The organism is Roseburia sp. AF42-8, assembly GCF_003435965.1.
Lineage (GTDB): Bacteria > Bacillota > Clostridia > Lachnospirales > Lachnospiraceae > Roseburia_C > Roseburia_C amylophila.
This window is the reverse complement of the sequence record NZ_QTVB01000072.1, coordinates 1-6,327: the sequence shown is the minus strand read 5'-3', so window position 1 is coordinate 6,327 and position 6,327 is coordinate 1. Positions and strand designations below refer to the sequence as shown.

At 38.3% G+C, this 6,327-nt stretch carries 8 protein-coding genes; all 8 read right to left on the bottom strand.

Annotated features, from left to right (window positions below):
• Positions 1–129: 129 nt before the first annotated feature.
• The 8 genes from DW059_RS14590 to DW059_RS14560 all read right to left on the bottom strand — a co-directional run bounded on the left by DW059_RS14590 (position 130) and on the right by DW059_RS14560 (position 6,241).
• Positions 130–1,068 (bottom strand): hypothetical protein, encoded by a 939-nt coding sequence (locus tag DW059_RS14590; RefSeq protein WP_055040310.1) that lies wholly within the window; start codon positions 1,066–1,068, stop codon positions 130–132.
• A 62-nt stretch (positions 1,069–1,130) separates the two neighbouring features.
• On the bottom strand, positions 1,131–1,676 hold the full coding sequence (locus DW059_RS14585; protein ID WP_117699276.1) for a hypothetical protein: 546 nt from the start codon (positions 1,674–1,676) through the stop codon (positions 1,131–1,133).
• Between the two features lie 196 nt (positions 1,677–1,872).
• Positions 1,873–2,265, bottom strand: coding sequence for a hypothetical protein (locus DW059_RS14580; protein WP_330408455.1), 393 nt, complete (start codon positions 2,263–2,265; stop codon positions 1,873–1,875).
• Positions 2,266–2,422: 157 nt separating this feature from the next.
• Entirely contained in the window at positions 2,423–3,958 is a 1,536-nt protein-coding gene (locus tag DW059_RS14575) for a hypothetical protein (RefSeq protein WP_117699275.1), read from the bottom strand.
• A 65-nt stretch (positions 3,959–4,023) separates the two neighbouring features.
• Complete coding sequence (locus DW059_RS15995; RefSeq protein WP_158552137.1) at positions 4,024–4,167, bottom strand: hypothetical protein; 144 nt, start codon at positions 4,165–4,167, stop codon at positions 4,024–4,026.
• Positions 4,168–4,668 carry a hypothetical protein gene (locus DW059_RS14570; protein ID WP_117699274.1) on the bottom strand — a complete coding sequence of 167 codons (501 nt, stop codon included), beginning with the start codon at positions 4,666–4,668 and terminating at the stop codon, positions 4,168–4,170.
• Positions 4,669–4,707: 39 nt separating this feature from the next.
• A complete protein-coding gene (locus DW059_RS14565) occupies positions 4,708–5,370 on the bottom strand; it encodes a hypothetical protein (protein ID WP_117699273.1) in 663 nt (220 codons plus the stop codon).
• A gap of 121 nt (positions 5,371–5,491) precedes the next feature.
• A complete protein-coding gene (locus tag DW059_RS14560; RefSeq protein WP_117699272.1) occupies positions 5,492–6,241 on the bottom strand; it encodes a hypothetical protein in 750 nt (249 codons plus the stop codon).
• Positions 6,242–6,327: the final 86 nt, after the last annotated feature.

The following is a 6,327-nucleotide window of genomic DNA, read 5'->3' as shown; positions in this document are numbered from 1 at the left end:
TGGGCAGGTTGTTTAAATCCCTGCCCGCTGGAATGTTATTATAATAGTCAGAATTATTTACAGTAACCATATTATCCCCCTGCCTTATATAAGTCTTATAATCTGTATCTTTAAATTCCTCCCGGCATTTTATTCTCTTATTTTAGATGCCAGTACGGTATAAAATTCTTTTTCCTGCTGCAGATATGCTGCCCTTTCCTCTGTAACTGCTGCCAACGGATTTTCTATTCTCTCCAATACTTTGTCGATAGCTGCTAAACAACTTTCTTTCGTTTCACCAAAAATATTGTCATCACCACCTGTCAGAAAATCCTGCTCTACAGATAACTGCGTTAATGTACTGGTTACATCCGTCTGAAATGGATTAAAACCAGTTTCTTCCAATGTTTCCTGCCACGCCGCCTTTACACTCTCCGGCACTGTCTGAAGGTAATAATCACTAATATATGCAATCTGCTTTTTGGTCTTTTCATCTGCAAACTGGTAGATTCTGTTATTCGCTTTTAACTGTTCATATGCCGCCTGCGCATCACTGTTCGCTTCTGACTCATACCAACCATCTTTATTTTTGCTATATTTCATACCATTGACCGTAAAATCTTTGGAAGTGTCTACACCCAGATAAGACATAACATCCGTAATTCCCTCTGTATACCGGGCATATTCCTCCTTTGAATGTGCTACAGTAGTCATTGTCCCACCTGCATTTCGCAGCATGGATGCCAATGCATCTGCCATTCTCTGTGCTTTTACATATGATTGTGTATCATACGGATTATCTCCACCAGAAACCTCTACTCCATGCGCCGTAACCGTAAGCACATGACCTCCATTAACACGGATTCTTTGCCCTTCCGCAATATTAACAGAATTATTCTGTCTGCTAAGTGACGAACTCTTCGCCAATTTTATAGGTGTTTTTAACACTTGAACCAAATCTTCTACCGGATTTAGTAAGTGCTGCGACATCGCCTCATTATAGGTTTCCTTATCTTTAATAGCTGTATTTTTGTAATTAGATGTAAGTCCTCTTGTATTAGGATTAATATAACTTGATATTGACTGCATTGTCTCAATCTCCTTCGTTTATTCTAAATTCTCTTTTCCTTCTATGTCCAAATAACTAAGCCTTATTTATACTTACTATTTGCATTTGGCAAATTAAGATATGTATCCATACTTTTCGTCCAAAGCAACGATAAGTCAAACTTTCCCAATTTGTTTAAATCTTCTATGCTTTTTTTGAACATTGCGATAAAATCTCTTCTGTCGTTAAGTCCCATATTACCAGCTTCAAGCGGCAGAGACGTGAAACCTCCCTGCTTTTCCACTTTGTAATGTGCCTCCAATGCACGCATTTCGACTACTGTAGCATTTGATGGATTAACGTCATTGATATAAATTCTTTGCTCAAACTCTTTCCCGTTTTCATCCACACCTTTCGCTAACACCACAGGATTTTCATCCGTCAAATCATCCGCATATTTAAGACAATAAGAAAGACCTGTTCCATTACCTCCCGTCCACAACATATTATCTGTTGTGAATATCTGATATACCTTTGGTGTTTCTGCCGTATAAAATGTCTTTTCCGCAGATGCAGGTGCTTTCATATAATTACTTTTTTGTTGACCGTACAATGAAGATACGGTATTCAGACCAGAACCAATATACATATTTCTGTTCCTCCAATCAGCTCAAAATTTTCTCTATATGCCAGTCCAGTTTCCGCCTCAACTTTTTTGGATAAAAGTGTTTTCAACACCTAATCCCATATTAACTTTCCACGGTTCTTCTGTCAGTCGGAACCGCACCTGCTCTCTCCTATGGAGTCCAAGCTTACTTTTTCTACTATATTCAAATAACTAAGCCCTATTTATGCTTACTGCTTGCATTTAGATAAGTATTCATATTTCGCATATAAAACATCTGCAAATCATACCTTCCTAATTTATTCATATCCTGTATAACCTTTTCAAAGCTGGATATAAGGTCGCATCTGTCATTTAATCCCATACACCCAGTTTCTTGCGGAAAATAACTGAGACTATTCCCCTTGTCGACGTTATAATATGCCTCCAAAGCACTCATTTCAACATAAGAAGCATTTCTCAAATTAATATCATTAATGTTACTCTTTTCTTCAAATTCTTTTCCATTTTCGTCAACGCCTTTGGCTATCACTACAGGATTATCCTCTGTTGACTCTTCTGCGTATTTAATATAAAACGAAAGACCTGTTCCATTTCCACCTGAAAACAACATATCATCCGTCTTTAAATACACCTTCACTGATGTCTGAGAAAATGCCTCATTTTCGGCAACATATGTTTTGCTATTATTTTACTGCTTTCCAAATACTTCCGATGCACTTTGCACTCCCGAACCAATACGCATTTAATTACCTCCTTCTGATGTTGTATCATAATACTTTCCTGAAACTGTACTCATACATATCCGAATACATGTTATCATGGGGTTGGGGCGTCAGCCTTCTGTCCAATGCCGCCATATCCACCGTAAAACCGCTGTCTGCCACAGAGAAAGCGCCATTGCTGAATTGAAACTCCGAAGTAAAATCGGGAATCCCCAGATCACCGCTTGTCCTGTTATGTCCTATAATATTTATCAATGCATCCTTTATCCGCTCTATCTTGGCATTGTCTTTTGTTTTGTTGATCAGATTAGCGGCTTTTTCCGGCAACCCGCCAATTTTTCCGTCCGGTGTCAGATAAAAGTTCTCCAGAGAAATATCTTCTCCCGTAACCCCTTTTAAGTAACGCCTGACTTCCTGCACATCCGTGGCATACTGATAGGTATTAGACGACAGATTTCCCACACTGTCAGCAATTCCTGTGTAATACTGATACATCCGGTCACTGTACTTTTCTTCTACCAGTTTCTGAACCTGTTCCCGGACTTCTTTATCTTCGATACCGCTCACTGTTACATTCCCATTGCTTTCAATCTTTATCTGCATTCCCTCCAGCTCATCACGTGAGATACCTTTGCTTTCCAGATCCTTTACAAAATCCTCGGAAAAATCATGTTTCAGTTCCGCCTTCTGCTGTGCTTTCTCAAAATCTTTCAGGTTGGCAAAAATTTTCACATACTCCATTTCCACATCATCCAGTGTCTTTCCTTCTGCCATGTCCTGCAACAATTCATCCACTGTGCGCCCGCCTTTGTATTTCTTTTCTTCCGGCAGACTTTCAAACTGCTTCTGGTGGAGTTTCTCCATTTCTTTTGTATAATTTTTCTCTGTATCCATCAGGACTTCATTATATTTGTCGAGGCATTCCCTCCAATTTTCATCTTTCCGGCTGTATGCACCGTGAAGGTTCCCGAATGCCTCCCTTATGGCATCGGTCTTTTCCTGTTCTTTATTTTCCGTAACCTTGAAACTGATTTTATAATAATCATCTGGAGAAACTTCTTCCCCATTTTTGTTTTCTATTTTGATACAATATTTATTGGTATTTGTATCCCAGTTCGGGATGGTCAGTGTTTTACGTCCTTCTCCGTCCCATTCTGCCTTTCCGACCTGATTGCCATATTCATCATATAAGGTGAGGTCATAATCACAGCCTTCCGGCATGTCCATATAGATTTGAACCCCAAAATAATTCTGTATGGTTCGATTAAATGGAATGGAAAAGTTATAGAAATCCACATCCTTTTTATCACTGAGATTTCCTTTCAGACTGCTGGTTTCGTCCTTAATCAGAAAATCCAAATCCAGAAATGTGCTTCCCTTCTTCTTGTCCGAAACCTCATAGGTGGTATGCTGTCTGCGATAAGTGTCATTGCTACCAAGTGTACAGGTATCTTCCTGAAGTGTCATATTTTTCTTCAGTTTCCCTTCAAAAAATGCCACTGTTTCCTTTCCAGACATGAAAAAAATCGGTTTTTGACGAAATGCCGCCCCATATGTAGAATGATTACTGTTTATTTCCATTTCTTATCCTTCCTCCCGAAAAATATCTTACCTGTATTCTTATGCTTTCCTGTCAAAAGATGAGCCTACAGTATAACAGGATTATCCGGTAAAATAATACTGCTTTTCTCATATGCTGCCGCCGCCAACTGGCTATTTAGATATTCGTTTTGTACAGCTTTTCGTCTTGCCATCTCATCGTTGTCATTTTCCGTTTCTGTTCCAGTCAATTATAACTTTTCCAATCTTTCCAGAAACGCAACATAGAATTCTCTTTCTTTCATACAAGCCCTCTGAACTTCTATGCTTTTAGGGACATATTCCAGTGGATGGTCTAAATTATATAAAGCCTGTTTCGTTGCCTGAATTGCAGATTCTGTTGTGTTTCCCAAAATGTCGATGTTATCCACATCGACCTCACCCTTCATCTGCTTATTCAGCCTTTGTACCATCATCTGTGATATATGGCTCAACATTCCGTTTTTCTTTATTCCCATACCATTCGCATTTACTTCCTTTGCTGCTTCCATCCATGCATCTTTTACCTCCTGCGGAGCATTCGGACCAATCATATCAAATGCTTTTTCGTTAAAATCCGTATCTGCCATATATGGATTTATACTCTCATTTTCCTGTTTGGCACGTTCTGTACTAAATTGAGGAATATCATTCTGTCTGCGTCTGTTTTCGTATGACACACCATTCATAGAATAGTTGGAACTAATCTGCATATATCAATACTCCTTTTTATTTGAATTGCATTATTATCATTAGGCTTTCGCTTCAAAAACTGGTCTTTTCTCCAGATAATCCGGTAATTCTTTTAATTCAGAATTCATACCATTCTTTACGGCATTATATTCCTTCCAGTAAATGGAATAAAATTCATCTTTTCTTGTAAGTTCTGCCGGAGTCATTTCGTATCCCCAGCCAGCACCGGTATTTGACAATACATTGACACCCTGACCCTGAATTTGAACACCATAACCTCCTGATGTTAAAATAGTGAAATTTAATGTTCCACCTCCTGCCAGTGCAATCTGCTTGTCTGCAAGATTCTGATTTTTTCCCTCTGCCTGTTCCAAAAAATCCAGTAAGGTTAATTCTCCGATCCCTTTACATTTTGGATTGGTATTTTGATTTTTCATTGCACTTTTTGCCTGTTGGTACAACTGCTTTCTATCCGGTGCAACCTCTGACAAATATTCTGCCCTTAACTGCAATACCTGCCTTGAAATAGAGTCTTGTTCTGTTTTATCAGTAGCATTGGCAGCCTTTTGTGCCAGTTTCCTAATCTCACTTACAAATTCAGTCTGCGTTTTTGTACTTTTTCCTTTCGATGGAATATAAGACCAGTTTGGTTCTCCATTACTACCAGAAGTAATTAGCTGTTCCCTTCCAACTGTTCCTATATTTGAAAAAGAGATTCCCATAAATCCACCTCACGGTTCATAAATAAATCTATCCCTTTATATCTACTGACTTTCTGCCACTCTACTCTCTGGTGATGCCATCCAATGCACCAATTTGATATTTTCCTTTTATCGAATCCTCTTATGCCTTAATATCAAAACTTGATCTATCAGGTGCAGAAATACTCACAGATTCTGCTACAAGGCTCTGTGTCATACTTTTTACATCATTACCAGTTATGGATAAGGTATAATCACCCGTTTCTTTTCTTTCTGCCGATTTTTCTGCACGTTGCTTTGCAGCTTTTTCTTCCTCTGCTTTTTTAGCAGCTCTTTTTTCTTTTACCTTTTCCTCTTTTTCTCTGTTCTCTTTTGCCTTTCGTTCAGCATTCTCTTTCGCTATTTTCCCATCTGGATCATTTGTACAAGATGCTGTCTCTATAATATTTCCGTTTGCATCAATCATATAACTCTGATTTGTCACAGTGCCCAAACATCCATTAATCGTATCTTTTGTACAATCCGGAATGGCTGCTAAGTTTTCCTCCAAATACTTTGCTTTTTCCGGATCATTCATGCACTTTTGTAAAAATGCACTTGAAACAGATACCGTTGTCGGAATGCCCTGCATTGAAGTCAGCCCTATATTCATATAATGGTATTTTCCTTGCAAGTATTTTGAATAATCATTTACATTACTATACCCTGTCTTAATCTGCTCTGTTTTTGTCACACCGGGACGTGATGTTTTTAATTCAACTGTACTTGTTGTCACGTTGCCATCTTTTGTATTTGTACTATCCTTTTCACTATCTGTTTTTTTTACAGTATTCTTATAATTTGAAGCATAATACGATGTGTAACTGCTGTTATTGATACCCGTAATTGCCATAATCCTACCTCCCTGTTATTGAAACTTAAAATAATTTCTATTATATTGAACGACTTGGATATTTATTTCTCTCAGCCTCAATATGA